We start from the raw sequence: 15,229 nt of genomic DNA on the forward strand, positions 1-15,229 counted from the left end.
GCGGATGGCGTTATTCCCCCACGTAGCAGGGGTATAGCGACTGCTGCGCGCGCGAGCGGGCCGGATCGATGTCGATCGCCACGATGGACTCCGTATCGCTGGTCCGCGCCAAGGGTTCGCCGTCGGGTTGGAACGCGAACGCCGTTCCGCCGAACACCTGCCCGGCCGCCGTGCGTCCCGCGCGGTTCGAACTGACCACGTAGCAGCCCGACACCAGGGCCGCCATGGCGCCCGCCGTCAGCCAGCGGCCCGTCGACGGGCTGCTGGCGCGCGGCGCCACGATCAGCTCCGCGCCCGCGCGTCCGTAGCGCCGCGAGCGCTCGTTGAACATCAGCTCGGTGCACAGCTGCACGCCCAGGCGTATGCCGCCCACTTCGAACACCTCGAAGCCGTCAAAGGCGGAATGGAACCAGGTCGCTTCAAAATAGCCTGGCTCTTCGGGAAAGTATTGCTTGTGGTGCAGCCGGGTGTAGCGCCCGTCCTGCAAGGCGAAGGCCTCGTTGGCCAGCCGCTCGCCCGCATGCACCGGCCGCGACGAGACGATGGCCGGCACGCCCAGCGCCGTCAGCGCCTCCAGGCCGGCCTCGTGCAGACGCACCGATGCCGCCGCGCGGCCCGCATCGTATTGGGGGTCCGCCGCCAGCCAGGGACCGAAGGGCATTTCGTTGGTCACCAGCAGGTCCGGCGCCAGCTCGCCGATACGCTCGGCCATGCCTTCCCAGGTTGCTCCCTGGGGCTCCAGGTCGACCGGCCCCTCCATCATGCATATCCGCATACCCGCACCTCTTCTGATCGCGCATCGCGCCCCGGAATGGACGCGTCCTGCGCGCATCGTAGACCGCGTGCGGCGCATATGCGCGCGGGCGGGCTCCAACGGTCCGTATCGGACGCAATCCTGTCCGGATCCGCCGCTTTCAGTCCAGCTTCAGTCCAGCGCCGCGAAGTCCACCGGCGCGCCATGCCGGACCACACGCTTGGGCAGGTCCCCGCCTATCCAATAGGCCAGCTCCGCCGGATGCCCCAGTTCCCAGGCGACGAAGTCCGCGTACTTGCCGGCTTCCAGCGTGCCGTGCGTGGCCTGCAGCCCCAGCGCCTGCGCCGCATGCGTGGTGACCCCGGCCAGCGCTTCCTCCGGCGTCAGCCTGAACAGCGTGCAAGCCATGCTCAGCATGAGCCGCAACGACAGCACGGGTGAAGTGCCGGGGTTCAGATCGGTGGAAATGGCGATGGGCACGCCATACCGGCGCAACAGGTCCACCGGCGGCAGCTGCGTCTCACGCAGGGCGTAGAAGGCGCCCGGCAGCAACACCGCCACCGTGCCGGCCCGCGCCATGGCCTGCACATCGCTTTCCATCAGGTACTCCAGATGGTCCGCCGACCACGCTCCGTAGCGCGCCGCCAGCGTCGCGCCATGCAGCGGCGACAGCTGCTCGGCGTGCAGCTTCACGGGCAGGGCCAGCTCGCGCGCGGCCAGGAACACGCGCTCGACCTGTCCGGGCGTGAACGCCAGGTGTTCACAGAAGGCATCCACCGCGTCGATCAGCCCCTCGGCCGCCAGCACCGGCAGCATGCGGCGCGCGACTTCGTCGATGTAGTCATCCGCGCGCCCCGCGTATTCGGGCGGCAGCGCATGCGCGGCCAGGCAGGTGGCGCTGACGGTCAGCGGCAGGGTCTGGCCCAGGCGCCGCGCCACCCTGAGCATCTTGCGCTCGTTGGGCAGATCCAGCCCATAACCGGACTTGACCTCCAGCGTGGTCACGCCGTCGCGCAGCAGGTGCAAGGCCCGCTTGCGCGCGCTGGCATACAGTTCATTCTCGCTGGCGGCGCGCGTGGCGCGCACGGTGCTGGCGATGCCGCCGCCTTGCGCGGCAATGGTGGCGTAATCCACGCCCTGCAGGCGCTGCTCGAATTCCTGGCTGCGGTCGCCGCCGAACACCAGGTGAGTATGGCAATCGATCAGGCCAGGCGTGACCCAGGCGCCGCCCAGGTCGTGCTCATGCGCCGCGTCGGTCCGCGGCAGTTCGGCTTCGGGGCCGATCCACTCGATGCGCTCGGCGCGCGTCACCATGGCGGCCCGCTCGATCAGGGCATAGGCGCCCCCCGTCATCGTGACGGCGTTGAAATTGCGCCATACCTGTCTCATCAGCTTGCTCCTGAAACCGGCGCCGCACCGGCCTGTCCTGGCCTGGGGCGGCGCCGCAACACTCAATCCGAACCCTGCGCGGCCGGCGCGGGCACGCCGCCGGAGGGACGCTTGGGATGCACCCAACAACGGTACGCCACGCACAGCAGCGCGATCCACGCCACGCCCACCGCCAGCGCCGCCTGCGTCCCGGGGAAATAACCCAGCACCCCGAACACGAACAGCATGAAGACAATGGCGGCTATCGGTCCAGCCGGCCAGAACGGCACCGGGAATTTCAGGGCCGCGGCCTCTTCCTTGCTCATCTTGCGCCGCATCGCCACCTGCGACAACAGAATCATCAGCCAGACCCATACCGTGGCGAACGTGGCGATAGAAGCGATCAGCACGAACACGCTTTCCGGGATCAGGTAGTTCAGCACCACGCCCAGCAGCAGCGCCGCCGACATCACCACCACCGTCATCCACGGCACGCCGTTGCGGGACACCATGCCGAAACCGCGCGGCGCCTGGCCTTGTTTCGCCATGCCGTAGAGCATGCGGCCGGCGCCGAATATGTCGCTGTTGATCGCCGACACCGCCGCCGAGATCACCACGATGTTGAGGATGGTGGCCGCCGAGCCGATGCCCAGGCTGTCGAAGATCTGCACGAACGGGCTGCCCTGGCTGCCGATCTGCGTCCACGGAAAGATGGACATCAGCACGAACAGCGTCAGCACATAGAACAGCAGTATGCGCAGCGGCACCGCATTGATGGCGCGCGGGATGGTGCGGCCGGGATCCTGGGCTTCGCCCGCGGTGATGCCGATGATCTCGATCCCGCCGAACGCGAACACCACGACCGCCAGCGACGCAATCAGCCCGCCCACGCCGTGCGGCATGAAGCCGCCGTGCTCCCACAGGTTGTGCACGCCGGTGGCGGCGCTATCCGCGCCCAGGCCGAAACCGAACAGCATGATGCCCAGGCCGCCGGCAATCATCGCCACGATCGCGGCAACCTTCAGCAGCGACAGCCAGAACTCCAGCTCGCCGAATATCTTCACCGCGCACAGATTGATCGCGCCGATGAAGCACACGATGGACAGCACCCAGATCCAGCGCGGCACGTCGGGGTACCAGAACCCCATGTACAGCCCGAAGGCCGTAATGTCGGCCAGGCAGACGATGACCATCTCGAAGGCATAGGTCCAGCCCGTCAGAAAACCGGCGACCGGTCCCAGGTAGCTGGTGGCGTACTGGCCGAACGAACCCGACACCGGGTTGTGCACCGCCATTTCTCCCAGCGCGCGCATCACCATGTAGACGGCGGCGCCGGCGATCAGATAGGCCAGCAGCACCGACGGGCCGGCCTCCTGGATGGCCTTGGCGGAGCCGTAGAAGAGGCCGGTTCCGATGGCGGATCCCAGGGCCACGAAGCGTATGTGCCTTGCGTTCAGTCCTCTTTTGAGGTCCTGCATTTTTGTCTCCATACAAGTTATAGGCGAGCGCCATCAAGCGCCATGCGCGCGCCGTCTGCGGGCGCGTTCACATGGCTGGCAACAACGGCGGCTTCCCTGCAGGAGCCGCAGGATCGGGATCAAAGGCTGGGCAGCAGGCCCGCGGGCATCAGGTCGTTCAGGACCTGCGCGGCGATGAGATCGCTGGCCGCGGCGATATCCGGCGCGAAGAATCGGTCTTCCTCGTAGTGCGGCACCTTCTCCCGCAAGGCGCGGCGCGCCTGTTCGAGCTGGGGCGAAGTCTTCAGGCCCTCGCGGAAATCCAGGCCCTGGCACGCCCCCAGCCATTCGATCGCCAGGATGCCGCGCACGTTCTCGGCCATCGCCCACAAACGCTTGCCGGCATTGGGCGCCATGGACACGTGGTCCTCCTGGTTGGCGGAGGTAGGCATGCTGTCGACGCTGGCCGGATGGGCCAGCGCCTTGTTGTCGCTGGCCAGCGCCGCAGCAGTCACCTGCGCGATCATGAAGCCCGAATTCACGCCGCCCTTGGCGACCAGGAACGGCGGCAGCTGCGACATGTGCTTGTCCATCATCAGCGCGATGCGGCGTTCGGACAAGGCGCCGATCTCGGCCAGCGCCAGCGCGAGATTGTCGGCCACCATCGCCACGGGTTCGGCGTGGAAGTTGCCGCCCGAGATCACGTCGCCCTGCTCCACGAAGACCAGCGGGTTGTCCGAGACCGCGTTGGATTCGATTTCCAGCACCTGCGCGGCATGCCGGATCTGCGTCAGGCAGGCGCCCATCACCTGCGGCTGGCAGCGCAGCGAGTACGGGTCCTGGACCTTTTCGCAATCCGCGTGCGAATGGCCGACCTCGCTATCGCTTTGCAGCAGTTCGCGATAGGCCGCCGCCACGGCGATCTGGCCGGGCTGGCCGCGCGCGGCGTGGATGCGGGCGTCGAACGGCACGCGCGACCCAAGCATCGCTTCCACGCTGAGGCTGCCGCACACCAGGCCGGCCGCCATCATGTCCTCGGCTTCGAACAGGCCGCGCAGGGCATAGGCGGTGGACACCTGGGTCCCGTTCAGCAGCGCCAGGCCTTCCTTGGCCGCCAGCGTCAGCGGCGCCAGGCCCGCGCGAGCCAGCGCCTCGGGCGCGGCCAGCCATGCACCCTGGTAGCGGGCGCGGCTTTCGCCCAGCAGCACCATCGACATATGCGCCAGCGGCGCCAGGTCGCCCGACGCGCCCACCGAGCCCTTCAAGGGAATGTGCGGGTAGACGCCGGCGTTCAGCAACGCGATCAGGCTGTCGATGACCTGGCGGCGTATGCCAGAATAGCCGCGCGCCAGGCTGTTGATCTTCAGCACCATGATCAGGCGCACCATGGCGTCGTCCAACGCCTCGCCCACGCCCGCGGCGTGCGAACGCACCAGCGAGCTTTGCAGCGCCTCCAGGTCCTCGCGGGCGATCTTGGTCGACGCCAGCAAGCCGAAGCCCGTATTGATGCCGTAGACCGTCCTGCCCTCCGCGATGATGCGCTCGACCGTCGCCACGCTGGCGTCGATGGCGCCCCCGGCGGCCGGGTCCAGCGTCACGCGTACCGGCTGCTGGTAGACGCGCCGCAGATCCGCCAAGGTCAATTGGCCGGGCTTCAAATGCAAATCCATTCTGGGTCTCCTGCGCCGCTTGCCGGCGCCATGCAAAATCGTTGTTGCACCGGCGCTCGCGCCGGATCGTTGATGGAGGGCTTCAGCCGGCCTGGCGCTTGCCGTTCAGCATCGGCAGGTTCAGGCCTTGCTCCTGCGCGCACTGGATCGCGATGTCATAGCCGGCGTCCGCGTGACGCATGACGCCCGTGCCCGGATCGTTGGTCAGCACGCGGGCGATGCGCTCGGCCGCCGCATCCGTGCCATCGCACACGATGACCATGCCGGCATGCTGCGAGAAGCCCATGCCCACGCCGCCGCCGTGATGCAGCGAAACCCAGGTCGCGCCGCTGGCGGTGTTCAGCAGGGCGTTCAGCAACGGCCAGTCGGACACGGCGTCCGAACCGTCGCGCATGGATTCGGTTTCGCGGTTGGGGCTGGCGACGGAGCCGGAATCCAGGTGGTCGCGGCCGATGACGATGGGCGCCGACAGTTCACCCGTGCGCACCATTTCATTGAACGCCAGGCCCAGCTTGGCGCGCTGCCCCAATCCCACCCAGCATATGCGCGCCGGCAAGCCTTGGAAACTGATGCGCTCGCGCGCCATGTCCAGCCAGCGGTGCAAGTGCGCATCGTCGGGAATCAGTTCCTTGACCTTGGCGTCGGTCTTGTAGATGTCTTGCGGATCGCCCGACAGCGCGGCCCAGCGGAACGGGCCCACGCCGCGGCAGAACAGCGGACGGATGTAGGCGGGCACGAAACCCGGGAAGTCGAATGCGTTCTCGACCCCTTCTTCCTTGGCCATCTGGCGGATATTGTTGCCGTAGTCGAAGGTCGGCACGCCCTGGCGCTGGAACGCCAGCATGGCCTGCACGTGCACGGCCATCGATTGCTTGGCGGCCTTGATGACGGCGGCGGGCTCGCTCTTGGCGCGCGCGCGGTAGTCCTGCCAAGTCCAGCCCAGCGGCAGGTAGCCGTTCAGCGGATCGTGCGCGCTGGTCTGGTCGGTGACCATGTCCGGACGCACGCCGCGGCGCACCAGTTCGGGCAGGACCTCGGCGGCGTTGCCGCACAGGGCGATGGAAACGGCGCGGCCTTCCTGCGTGTACTTGGCGATGCGCGCCAGCGCATCGTCCAGGTCGCTGGCCTGCTCGTCCACGTAGCGGGTGCGCAGGCGGAAGTCGATGCTGGCCTGCTGGCATTCGATGTTCAGCGAGCAGGCGCCGGCCAGCGTGGCCGCCAGCGGCTGCGCGCCGCCCATGCCGCCCAGGCCCGCCGTCAGCACCCAGCGGCCCTTGAGGTTGCCGCCATAGTGCTGGCGGCCGGCCTCGACAAAGGTCTCGTAGGTGCCCTGCACGATGCCCTGGCTGCCGATGTAGATCCAGCTGCCCGCCGTCATCTGGCCGTACATGGCCAGGCCCTTGGCGTCCAGCTCGTTGAAATGTTCCCAGGTGGCCCAGTGAGGCACCAGGTTGGAATTGGCGATCAGCACGCGCGGCGCGTTGGCGTGGGTCTTGAAGACGCCCACCGGCTTGCCGGACTGCACCAGCAGGGTCTCGTCCTCGTTCAGGTTCTTGAGCGACTCGACGATCTTGTCGTAGCAATCCCAATTGCGGGCGGCGCGGCCGATGCCGCCGTAGACCACCAGTTCCTTGGGGTTCTCGGCCACGTCGGGATCCAGGTTGTTCATCAGCATGCGCAACGGTGCCTCGGTCAGCCAGCTCTTGGCGTTCAGTTGCGTGCCGCGCGGCGCACGGATGACCACGTCGCGGTATCGGTTCGAATTTTCCAAGAGAGTCTCCTTGATCGGTTCGGCTGCGCGCCCGAAACAGGCGCTGCGATTGCCTGAATCATAGGATGCCTATGCTTGTATATACAAGCTGATAAAAGCTGATTCTTTATTAGGGATTTCCCGTGCAAAAGAAACCGGGACGGCAAGCGTCCCGGGAATCTTGAAAACAGCAGGAGGAAGCGGCTCGCAAGGCGGCCGCACGAAGCATCAGGTATTGCGCGGCAGCAACTCGATCACGCAGGCATCCAGGGGCGCGGCGGCTTCCAGGCCGTATTCGGCCAGGCCGCCCCGCGACTCGACGTGCAGGCAGTCGTAGCGCGATGGCAGCGCGTGCGGCGCCCCATTGACGCGCACCGACAGCGCGCCGCCCGCATTCAGCACCAGCACGCTGGACGCGGCGCTATGGAAGGTCCAACGATCCACGCCCGCCACCCACTGCAGCCGGGCGTGATAACGCGCCGGCGCGTAGATCAGGTTGAAATCGCGTATCGGCCCACCCAGCAGGCGGCATTGCACCTGCGCATCGCCCGAGAAGGCATAGGCGCGACGCGGCGTCAGCGGCGCTTTTTCCTGCCCGTCCACGGTGAGCTGGATGCCCTGGCCTTCCAGCACGGTGATGATGCGCTGATAGCCCGTGAAGGCCGAAAAGCCGCCGTCCTGGGCCACGTCGGCGATGGACAGGCGCCAGTCGAACGCGGCCGTGCTGCCGCCGGGATTGCAGGCGACTTCCTGCGTGGTGCCGCCGCCGTTGCGCCAGGGCATGCGCGGATAGTCGGCGGCGCGGTACAGATGAACTTCGGCTTGCTTCATGTGGTGAACTTGCCTTCCAGGCGATGGCGGGAACCGGGGTGGATCAGGCGGGCCAGGGTGACCGTCTGGTCGCCAGACCAGGTGCGGCGGGTAATCAGCAGACAGGGTTCGTCGCGCTCGATCTGCAGCAGCTGGCATTCGCGCGGCTTGGCCAGGATGGCCTCGACCACGTGCTCGCCTTCGCTCAGCGGCGCCACCCGCGTCAGGTACTCGTACGGCGTGCCTTGCGTGAAGTCCTGCTTCAGATAGTCCGGCGCCAGGCGCACATTCACGTAGCGGTCTTCCAGCTGGATCGGCACCTCGTCCTCGTAGTGGACGATGACCGAGTGATAGACCGGCTGCCCCGCGCGAATGTCCAGCGCCAACGCCTGTTCCGCACCCGCCGGCTCTTCCGCCAGGCGGACCACGCGGCTGTGATGGCGGTGCCTGCGCGCCGCGATCTCGTCGGCGATGTTGTTGACGGCGAACAGCGCCGAACGCGCCTTGGGCTGCGCCACGAAGGTGCCCACGCCCTGCATGCGCACCAGCAGGCCCTCGGCCGTCAGTTCGCGCAGGGCGCGATTGATGGTCATGCGGCTGAACCCGAGCTCATCCACCAATTCGCTTTCCGACGGCACCCGGTAGTGTTCCGGCCACGCGCCGCTGCGGATCTGCTGCGCGATCATCTGCTTGACCTGCGCGTAGAGCGGGGCAGGCGGGGCGTTGGCTTGGATGGGCAATTTGGGAGGAGTCGAGGCCACGGGGAGTCCTGTAGTGCGGCGCTGGGCAGCCGCTTGCGGTCAGCGTCTAGTATAGACAGGTACAGATAGCTTGAGGCGCGGCGCAATGGACCCGGCCACGGCTGCCGGCCTCAAGGCGCGGCCAGGCATCGCGCGCGGCTCCGCAGTACCGTAGTGGACTGGGGCCGCCATATTTTCTATACTCCCCCCCTGTATTCATCGGAGCCCGCCGTGCCGCACTCCCCGGAAGAGAAAAAACGCGTCGTCACCCGCCTGCGCCGCATCCAGGGCCAGGCGCTGGCGCTGGAACGGGCCGTGAACGAAGGCACGGAATGCGGGGCGCTGCTGCAACAGCTGGCCGCCCTGCGCGGCGCCGCCACCGGCCTGATGGCCGAGGTGCTGGAAAGCCATCTGCGTGAAACCTTCCTCCAATCCGCCCAGGGCGGACGCCAGGACGCCACGATCGAACCCGAAGCGGAGATCGATCTCCTGATGCGCCTGGTCCGTTCCTATTTGAAATAAACCATCTGACATACGTGGAGCCTAGCTATGAAATCACGCGCAGCAGTCGCATTCGGACCCGGCAAGCCGCTGGAAATCGTTGAAATCGACGTCGCGCCCCCGCAGCGCGGCGAGGTGCTGGTGAAGATCACCCACACCGGCGTCTGCCACACCGACGCCTTTACCCTCAGCGGCGACGACCCTGAAGGCCTGTTCCCCGCGGTGCTGGGCCACGAAGGCGCCGGCGTCGTCGTTGAAGTGGGCGAGGGCGTGACCTCGCTGAAGCCGGGCGACCACGTCATTCCGCTCTACACGGCCGAATGCCGCGAGTGCAAGTTCTGCCTGTCCGGCAAGACCAACCTGTGCCAGAAGGTGCGCGCCACGCAAGGCAAGGGCGTCATGCCCGACGGCACCTCGCGCTTCAGCTACGACGGCAAGCCGCTCTACCACTACATGGGCTGCTCGACCTTCAGCGAATACACCGTGGTCAACGAAATCTCGCTAGCCAAGATCAACCCCGCGGCGCCCCATGAAAAGGTGTGCCTGTTGGGCTGCGGCGTCACCACCGGCCTGGGCGCCGTGCACAACACCGCCAAGGTCAAGGAAGGCGACACCGTCGCCGTGTTCGGCCTGGGCGGCATCGGCCTGGCCGTGATCCAGGGCGCGGTGCAGGCCAAGGCCGGCCGCATCATCGCCGTGGACACCAACCCCAACAAGTTCGTGCTGGCCAGCGCCATGGGCGCGACCGACTGCGTCAACCCCAAGGACCACGACAAGCCGATCCAGGAAGTCATCGTCGACATGACCGACGGCGGCGTGGACTTCTCGTTCGAGTGCATCGGCAACGTGCACGTGATGCGCGCGGCGCTGGAATGCTGCCACAAGGGCTGGGGCGAGAGCATCATCATCGGCGTGGCCGGCGCCGGCCAGGAAATCAGCACCCGTCCGTTCCAGCTGGTCACCGGCCGCGTCTGGCGCGGTTCGGCCTTCGGCGGCGTCAAGGGCCGCACGCAGCTGCCGGGCATGGTGGAAGACGCCATGAGCGGCAAGATCGACCTGGATCCGTTCGTGACGCACACGCTGCCGCTGGAGCGCATCAACGAAGCCTTCGATCTGATGCACGAAGGCAAGTCGATCCGCACGGTCATCCACTACTAAGCTTCCGCTTGCGAACACGGGCCCGGCGCGCATCGCGCCGGGCCCGTGCCGTTTCATGACAGGCGCGCGACATGTCGCGCGCCATGTGACAGCACTGTCATTCATTTCCGCGTCATCTTCACCCGCGACCATTCGCCCTCCAAGAACCAGAGGGATACACACGAATGAACACGTGGAAGAAACAGGCGGGCGCGGCGATGCTGAGCGTCCTGGCGCTCCTGGCCGGTTGCGGCGGCAGCGACGACGACGATACGCCCGCCCCCAAGCCCCCCGAACCCGGCAAGCCGCTGGAACTGACGATCCTGCACATCAACGATCATCACTCCAACCTGGACAGCAAGAAAAAAGACCTGAAACTCAAGACGGCCTCGGGCGGGCGCGTGGCCGTGAACGCCGACGTCGGCGGCTTCCCGCGAGTGACGGGCGCGATCAATGCGCTGTCGGCGCAATCCGCCAACGTGCTCAAGCTGCACGCCGGCGACGCCACCACCGGCACGCTGTACTTCAACCGCGCCGGCGAGCCCGGCGAAGCCGACGCGGCGATGATGAACACCGTCTGCTTCGATGCCATGACGCTGGGCAACCACGAGTTCGACAAGGGCGACAGCGGCCTGAAGCGCTTCATCGAACTGCTGCACGCGGGAACCTGCCAGACGCCGGTGCTGAGCGCCAACGTCACCTTCGCCGCCGGCTCAGCGCTGAATCCGTCGCGCGCCCCCGGCATGGTCAAGCCCGCCGTCATCCTCAAGCGCGACGGCCAGGACATCGGCCTGATCGGCCTGACCATCGCCGCCAAGACGCAGCAGTCGTCCAGCCCCGACGCCGGCACGCTGTTCTCGGACGAGACCGCCGCGGCGCAAAAACAGATCGACGCACTGCGCGCGCAAGGCGTGAACAAGATCGTGGTGATGAGCCATATCGGCTACGACTACGACAAGCAGATCATTCAGCAATTGAGCGGCGTGGACGTGGTGGTGGGCGGCGATTCCCACACGCTGCTGGGGCCCGCCGCCATGGCGGATTACGGCGTGGGCTCGCCCGCCGGCGCCTACCCCACCGTGCTGCAGAATAAGGATGGCAAGCGCGTTTGCCTGGTGCAGGCCTGGGAGTATTCGCAAGTGGTGGGCGAACTGAAGGTGAGCTTCGACGCCAACGGCGACGTGACTTCCTGCGCCGGCACGCCGCACGTGCTGATGGACGGTCCGCTCAAGGTGGCGGGCGCCGCCCCCTCGGCCGCGGACGAAACCGCGATCCTGGCGGACGTGCAGGCCAGCGGCTTCCTGCGCATGCAGGCGCCCGACGCCCAGGCCGCGGCCGTGCTACAGCCGTTCAAGGCCAAGGTCGACCAGTTCAGCCGCAGCCTGGTCGCCTCGGTGCCGCAGGAACTGTGCTCGCGCCGCGTGCCCGGCGGCCCCGGCACGCGCGACTACAGCCGTTCCAGCGTCGCCTGCAACACCTTGGGCAGCGTCAGCCTGCGCGGCGGCGACATCCAGCAGCTGGTGGCCCAGGCCTACCTGGACGTGGCCAACGCCAGCTACGGCGGCGCCGATATCTCGCTGCAAAGCGGCGGCGGCGTGCGCGTGCCCTTGCAGGGCAACGTGACCGCGGCCAACGTGATCGAAGTGGTGCCCTTCGGCAATATGCTGTGGCGCCTGGACGTCACCGGCGCCGAGGTCAAGAGCATGCTGGAGGACGGCATGCAGGCGGTCTACGGCCCGGGCGGCTCGACCGGCCCGTATCCGTATGCGGGCGGCCTGCGCTGGGACGTGAACGCGGCCCAGGCCCAGGGCAGCCGCGTGTCCAACATCGAGGTGCGGGACCAGGCCAGCGGCAACTGGCTGCCGCTGGACGCCAGCCGCAGCTACAAGCTGTTCGTGCTGAGCTTCAACGCCACCGGCGGCGACGGCTACAAGACCCTGGCCAGCGTGCCGGCCTCGCGCCGCCAGGACATCGGGGTGCTGGATGCCGACGTGCTGCAGGCCTACATCGACAAGCAGGCCAAGGATCCCGTCAGCGGCCTGCCGGTGCTGAACCTGCTGCCCGTCAGCCTGTACAGCACCAAGACGTACAGCGAGTAAGGGTCGGGCTCAGGCCCTGGGCTCGCGCAAGCGGCCCAGGGCGCCGAGACCGTCAGCGGCGCGCCTGGCCTGCAGGCGCTGCGCCAGCAGCGGCTGGGCGCGGACCATGAAGGGGCGCCTGGCCCCCAGGCCCAAGGTCGCCAGCATGCACAGGCGCCTGTCGGCCAGACCGTTGACATGGACCACGTCGAAGCGCCCGTCGCGCAGCAGGGCGCGCAAATGGCTCAACGCGCGCAGCCGCTGCAACGGACCGCCCTTGAAATCCAGGGCCAGCGTGCGCACGCCGGGCAAGGCGCCGGCCTGGGCCAGCAGGCGGCTGCTGGCCGGCGCGGCCACCGTCACCTGCGATTTCTCACAGAGGATGCGCGCCAGCGGCATCACGCTGCCGATATAGCCGGCGTCATCGGCTTGCTGCAAATGGGTGTACAGAATCTTCATGGCCTTACATCCGTCCGCGGTTGCTCGGCAGCCGCAGGGAAAGCTTGCGAGGAATCGATTCTAAGCAGGTGGCACGCTGAAAAAGCGAGCGAACCCGTACAGATGTAACGCTTTGCGGCCCCTGGAAATCCGCCTTCCCCGGCGCTCACGCCGCGCCTGCTGGGCCGCCCCGCCGTCGCCCCCAAAACCTGCGATTACGTTTTGCCGCAAAGATCGGCCGCCGATTCGCGCGGCAAGCCTGCCCGTCCTTCCGCTACGATGCGCATAGCGCAACACATATCGCAATATTCCGACTCAAATACTGGACCCTGGATAGGAAGGAATTCGATGTCTACGACCGCCACCCTGAACGCCGCCGCGGCCGCCGGCCCCCGCCTGACCGTGCCGGGCTTTCGCGCCCGCAAGCGCCAGGAGCCTTTGGTGATGCTGACGGCCTATACGGCGCGCATGGCCGAACTGCTGGACCCGCATTGCGACGCCCTGCTGGTCGGCGACAGCCTGGCGCAAACCATCTACGGCCTGCCTTCCACCGTGCCCGTGACCCTGGACATGATGATTGCGCACGGCGCCGCCGTCGTGCGCGGCTCGCGGCGCGCGCTGGTGGTCGTCGACATGCCTTTCGGCAGCTACGAGGAAAGCCCCGAGCAGGCCTTCCGCAGCGCCGCGCGCGTCATGAAGGAAACCGGGGCCGGCGCGGTCAAGCTGGAAGGAGGCCAGAGCATCGCGCCCACGGTGGCCTATCTGTCGGCCCGCGGGATTCCGGTCATGGGCCACGTGGGACTGACGCCTCAAGCGGTCAACATCCTGGGCGGCTATGGCGCGCGCGGCCGCGGCGAAGCGGAGTACGCCCGCATCGCCGCCGATGCCGCCGCCGTGGCGGACGCCGGCGCCTTCGCGCTGGTGATCGAAGGCGTGGTCGAGCCGCTGGCGGCCTCGATCACCCAGGCCGTTTCCTGCCCGACCATAGGCATAGGCGCGTCCGCCCAATGCGACGGCCAGGTGCTGGTGGTGGACGACATGCTCGGCATGTTCGAGCGCACCGCGCGCTTCGTGAAGCGCTACGACGACCTGGCCGGCCGCATCCAGCAGGCGGCGCAGGCCTATGCCGCCGAGGTCCGGACGCGCCAGTTCCCGGCATCCGCGCACCTGTACGGCGTGCCCGGCGGCGCCTGATGGCGGCGCGCATTTCTCGCTAGAATCGTTCCCATGTCTTACTTTGCGCACACCTCATGAGCACGCCTCGCATGGACCCGCCCCAATTGCAGGACGCCATCGCGGACGCCATCAGCACCGCGACGCGCGGCGCCGGGCGCGTGAACATCCTGATCGCGGGCAAGACCGGCGTGGGCAAGAGCACGCTGATCAATGCCGTGTTCCGGGGCGACCTGGCCAAGACCGGCGCGGGCAAGCCCGTCACCCAGTCCACCCAGGAATTCACCCGGGCCGGCCATCCGCTCACCATCATCGACACCCGCGGCCTGGAAGTCGGCGACTACGAGCGCTCGCGCCAGCAGCTGGCGGACCTGATCCAGGAGCGCTCCGCCTCCGACGACCAGGACCGGCATCTGCACGTGGCCTGGCTCTGCATCCAGGACAGCAGCCATCGCGTCGAGGACGCCGAGATCGAGCTGTGCGACATGCTGTCCAACGCCGGCATCCCGGTCGTGGCGGTGCTGACCAAGGCGCGCAAGAACAGCCCCTTCGTCGACGAAGCGCGCAAGCTGCTGCCGCGCGCCAAGCAGGTGGTGGCGGTGCGCGCGCTGCCGGAATGGATCGAGGAACTGGACGCCGAGTTGCCGCCCATGGGCCTGGACAACCTGATCGAGGCCACCGCCCAGCACATTCCCGAGGCGCAGCAGCGGGCCTATGCCAACGCCCTATCCACCCGCAACAAGAAGGCCCTGGAAGTAAAAAAAAAGCGGGCTGAGATAGAGGTCAATGTGGCCGCCGGTCTGGCCGCGTCGGCCGCCGCCGCGCCCATTCCGTTCTCGGACGCCTTTGCGCTGGTGCCCATCCAGGTCGGCATGATCGCCAAGATCGGCATCACCTTCGGCATGGAACTGGACACCGCCGCCATCACCACGCTGGTCACCTCCACGCTGGGTGCGTCCGCCGCCACCTTGATCGGCCGTTCGGTCGTCTCGGGCCTGCTGAAGTTCATCCCCGGCGCGGGCAGCGCGGTGGGCGGCACCATCGCCGCCACCACCGCCGGCACCATCACCAAGCTGCTGGGCAACGCCTATGTGGCCGTGCTGTACGACTTCTGCCTGAAGAATCCCGGCAAGGACATCGACACCGCCATGATCGCCAAGGCTCTGAAGCAGCGCGTCAGCTTCTGAGACGCCGCATCCGCACTGGTGCTTGCGCACTAGTGCGGCGAGGCCTCTTTTGTGCGCCAGCGCGGACCGCCACTTGCGAACCGCAACGCGCTCACGGCGCCAGATCTATACTTTTCAAACCGCCCCCGCCGCTGCGACGCGCCAGCGGCCCGGACGTCCGCCGCCG

The 15,229-nt window shown here is 67.6% G+C and carries 13 protein-coding genes; 5 read left to right on the forward strand and 8 right to left on the reverse strand.

Going from position 1 to position 15,229, the window contains the following annotated elements; translation table 11 throughout:
- Window positions 1–10: 10 nt before the first annotated feature.
- The 7 genes from HWY37_RS22410 to hutC all read right to left on the reverse strand — a co-directional run bounded on the left by HWY37_RS22410 (window position 11) and on the right by hutC (window position 8,570).
- Window positions 11–763: a carbon-nitrogen hydrolase family protein gene (locus HWY37_RS22410; RefSeq protein ID WP_246302377.1), complete on the reverse strand. Its 753-nt coding sequence runs from the start codon at window positions 761–763 to the stop codon at window positions 11–13.
- Between the two features lie 162 nt (window positions 764–925).
- Window positions 926–2,143: an imidazolonepropionase gene (gene hutI / locus HWY37_RS22415; RefSeq protein WP_176089881.1), complete on the reverse strand. Its 1,218-nt coding sequence runs from the start codon at window positions 2,141–2,143 to the stop codon at window positions 926–928.
- Window positions 2,144–2,205: 62 nt separating this feature from the next.
- On the reverse strand, window positions 2,206–3,600 hold the full coding sequence (locus HWY37_RS22420; RefSeq protein WP_281372261.1) for an amino acid permease: 1,395 nt from the start codon (window positions 3,598–3,600) through the stop codon (window positions 2,206–2,208).
- Between the two features lie 119 nt (window positions 3,601–3,719).
- A complete protein-coding gene (hutH, locus tag HWY37_RS22425; RefSeq protein WP_176089883.1) occupies window positions 3,720–5,249 on the reverse strand; it encodes a histidine ammonia-lyase in 1,530 nt (509 codons plus the stop codon).
- An 82-nt stretch (window positions 5,250–5,331) separates the two neighbouring features.
- Window positions 5,332–7,020, reverse strand: a complete 1,689-nt coding sequence (hutU, locus tag HWY37_RS22430) for a urocanate hydratase (protein ID WP_176089884.1) — start codon at window positions 7,018–7,020, stop codon at window positions 5,332–5,334.
- Between the two features lie 207 nt (window positions 7,021–7,227).
- Window positions 7,228–7,830, reverse strand: coding sequence for a HutD/Ves family protein (locus tag HWY37_RS22435; RefSeq protein ID WP_176089885.1), 603 nt, complete (start codon window positions 7,828–7,830; stop codon window positions 7,228–7,230).
- Window positions 7,827–8,570 (reverse strand): histidine utilization transcriptional repressor HutC, encoded by a 744-nt coding sequence (gene hutC, locus HWY37_RS22440; RefSeq protein ID WP_258129536.1) that lies wholly within the window; start codon window positions 8,568–8,570, stop codon window positions 7,827–7,829. Before hutC ends, HWY37_RS22435 begins: the two co-directional genes overlap by 4 nt.
- A gap of 210 nt (window positions 8,571–8,780) precedes the next feature.
- Here hutC and HWY37_RS22445 point away from each other — a divergent pair, with 210 nt between their 5' ends.
- The 3 genes from HWY37_RS22445 (at window position 8,781) to HWY37_RS22455 (ending at window position 12,286) form a co-directional block, all read left to right on the forward strand.
- Window positions 8,781–9,071 (forward strand): metal-sensing transcriptional repressor, encoded by a 291-nt coding sequence (locus HWY37_RS22445; RefSeq protein ID WP_041652083.1) that lies wholly within the window; start codon window positions 8,781–8,783, stop codon window positions 9,069–9,071.
- A 27-nt stretch (window positions 9,072–9,098) separates the two neighbouring features.
- Window positions 9,099–10,208, forward strand: coding sequence for an S-(hydroxymethyl)glutathione dehydrogenase/class III alcohol dehydrogenase (locus HWY37_RS22450; protein ID WP_175207867.1), 1,110 nt, complete (start codon window positions 9,099–9,101; stop codon window positions 10,206–10,208).
- A 164-nt stretch (window positions 10,209–10,372) separates the two neighbouring features.
- Complete coding sequence (locus HWY37_RS22455; protein ID WP_175207866.1) at window positions 10,373–12,286, forward strand: bifunctional metallophosphatase/5'-nucleotidase; 1,914 nt, start codon at window positions 10,373–10,375, stop codon at window positions 12,284–12,286.
- Between the two features lie 9 nt (window positions 12,287–12,295).
- Here HWY37_RS22455 and HWY37_RS22460 read toward each other — a convergent pair whose 3' ends face one another.
- Entirely contained in the window at window positions 12,296–12,724 is a 429-nt protein-coding gene (locus HWY37_RS22460; RefSeq protein ID WP_175207865.1) for a glycosyltransferase, read from the reverse strand.
- A 327-nt stretch (window positions 12,725–13,051) separates the two neighbouring features.
- Between HWY37_RS22460 and panB the strand changes: the two genes are divergently transcribed.
- Entirely contained in the window at window positions 13,052–13,897 is an 846-nt protein-coding gene (panB, locus tag HWY37_RS22465; RefSeq protein ID WP_175207864.1) for a 3-methyl-2-oxobutanoate hydroxymethyltransferase, read from the forward strand.
- Window positions 13,898–13,953: 56 nt separating this feature from the next.
- A complete protein-coding gene (locus tag HWY37_RS22470; RefSeq protein WP_175207863.1) occupies window positions 13,954–15,063 on the forward strand; it encodes a YcjF family protein in 1,110 nt (369 codons plus the stop codon).
- Window positions 15,064–15,229 lie beyond the last annotated feature (166 nt).

The organism is Achromobacter anxifer (assembly GCF_903652925.1).
GTDB lineage: Bacteria > Pseudomonadota > Gammaproteobacteria > Burkholderiales > Burkholderiaceae_B > Achromobacter > Achromobacter anxifer.

Bases quoted from the DNA above. Each gene is read 5' to 3' on its own strand.
- hutI (WP_176089881.1), bottom strand. From the start codon at position 2,143: ATGAGACAGGTATGGCGCAATTTCAACGCCGTCACGATGACGGGGGGC.
- HWY37_RS22455 (WP_175207866.1), top strand. From the start codon at position 10,373: ATGAACACGTGGAAGAAACAGGCGGGCGCGGCGATGCTGAGCGTCCTG.
- hutH (WP_176089883.1), bottom strand. From the start codon at position 5,249: ATGGATTTGCATTTGAAGCCCGGCCAATTGACCTTGGCGGATCTGCGG.
- HWY37_RS22460 (WP_175207865.1), bottom strand. From the start codon at position 12,724: ATGAAGATTCTGTACACCCATTTGCAGCAAGCCGATGACGCCGGCTAT.
- HWY37_RS22420 (WP_281372261.1), bottom strand. From the start codon at position 3,600: ATGCAGGACCTCAAAAGAGGACTGAACGCAAGGCACATACGCTTCGTG.
- HWY37_RS22470 (WP_175207863.1), top strand. From the start codon at position 13,954: ATGAGCACGCCTCGCATGGACCCGCCCCAATTGCAGGACGCCATCGCG.
- HWY37_RS22410 (WP_246302377.1), bottom strand. From the start codon at position 763: ATGATGGAGGGGCCGGTCGACCTGGAGCCCCAGGGAGCAACCTGGGAA.
- HWY37_RS22450 (WP_175207867.1), top strand. From the start codon at position 9,099: ATGAAATCACGCGCAGCAGTCGCATTCGGACCCGGCAAGCCGCTGGAA.
- panB (WP_175207864.1), top strand. From the start codon at position 13,052: ATGTCTACGACCGCCACCCTGAACGCCGCCGCGGCCGCCGGCCCCCGC.
- HWY37_RS22435 (WP_176089885.1), bottom strand. From the start codon at position 7,830: ATGAAGCAAGCCGAAGTTCATCTGTACCGCGCCGCCGACTATCCGCGC.